General features: G+C 77.2%; 1 protein-coding gene. It reads right to left on the bottom strand.

All coding sequences use genetic code 11. The annotated features are described in order from the left end of the window. On the bottom strand, window positions 1-1,301 hold a 1,301-nt coding region (locus AOK24_RS44655), incomplete at both ends, for an amino acid adenylation domain-containing protein (RefSeq protein ID WP_159052251.1).

Below are 1,301 nucleotides of genomic sequence, written 5' to 3'. Positions count from 1 at the left end.
CAGCGCGGCCTCCACCTCGCCGGGTTCGATGCGCAGGCCGCTAACCTTGAGCTGGCGGTCGGTCCGGCCGAGGAAGTGCAGCCGGCCCCGCTCGTCCCAGTGGCCGAGGTCGCCGGTGCGGTAGAGGCGGGAGCCGGGGGCGCCGAAGGGGTCGGCGACGAAGCGTTCGGCGGTGCGGGCGGGCGCGGCGTGGTAGCCCTCGGCCAGCCCGTCCCCGGCGAGGTGGATCTCCCCAGGGACGCCGGGCGGGACGGGCCGCAGCGCCGGGTCGAGGACGAGGGCGCGGACCCCGGCCGTGGGCGTCCCGACCGGCAGCGCGCCCTCCGTCGCGCCGTGGACCGTGTGGCCGAGCGAGTAGGTGGTGTTCTCGACGGGCCCGTACCGGTTCGTCACCGTCAGGCCGGGCACGTGCCGCCGCACCCGGGCGACCGCCGCCGGGGAAACGACGTCGCCGCCGGTCTCCAGGCGCCGCAGCCCGCCGAGGGCGGCGGGGTCGTGCTCGGCGACGACGTCGAGGAGGCCCGCCGTGAGGAACGCCGCCGTGACACCGCCCTCGGCGAGGACCCGGCGGTAGTCCTCGACGCCGAGTTCGCCCGGGGGCGCGACGACGACCTCGTGGCCGTTGAGCAGGGGCGTCCAGAGTTCGTAGCCGGGGGCGTCCCAGGAGTGCGGGGAGTGGAAGAGGACCCGTTCGTGTCCGCCGGCCCGCCAGGCGGGGTCGGCGGCGAGGGTGAGGAGGTTGCGGTGGGTGAGGCGGACGCCCTTGGGGTCGCCGGTGGAGCCGGAGGTGAACAGGACACAGGCCGTGAGGCGGTCGGGGAGGGGGAGGCACAGGTTGCCGGGGGACTCGTCCTCCAGGGCGGAGTCTCCTTCGAGGCCGGTCGCGCGGACGTCCAGGTTCTCGCCCGGGCCGCCTTCGAGGAGGAGCCGCACACCGGTCTCCTCCCGCATCCGGCGTGCGCGTTCCCCGGGGAGCGCGGGGTCCAGCGGGACGCAGACGGCGCCGAGTTTGGCCAGCGCGAGGAACGCGAGCGCGACCTCGGGCGAGCGGGCCAGCGCCACCCCGACCGGTGTCCCGGTCCGGACGCCGCGCCGGGCGAGGTGGCGGGCGAGCCGGTTGGCGCGGGCGTTCAGGTCGCCGTAGGTGACCGTCGTCGTGCCCCGGCGCAGTGCCGTGCGGGACGGGTCCGCCGCCACGACCGTCTCGAAGGCGGCGGCGAGGGAGGGGGCGGTCGGCACGTCCGGGCCCCGGCCCCAGGCCAGCAACCGGTCGCGTTCGGCGGCCGGCTGGAGCAGGACCC

The sequence above is a fragment of the Streptomyces niveiscabiei genome, from assembly GCF_001419795.1.
GTDB classification, from domain to species: domain Bacteria; phylum Actinomycetota; class Actinomycetes; order Streptomycetales; family Streptomycetaceae; genus Streptomyces; species Streptomyces niveiscabiei.
Note: the sequence above shows the minus strand (reverse complement) of the source record. Positions and strands in the feature narration are given on the sequence as shown.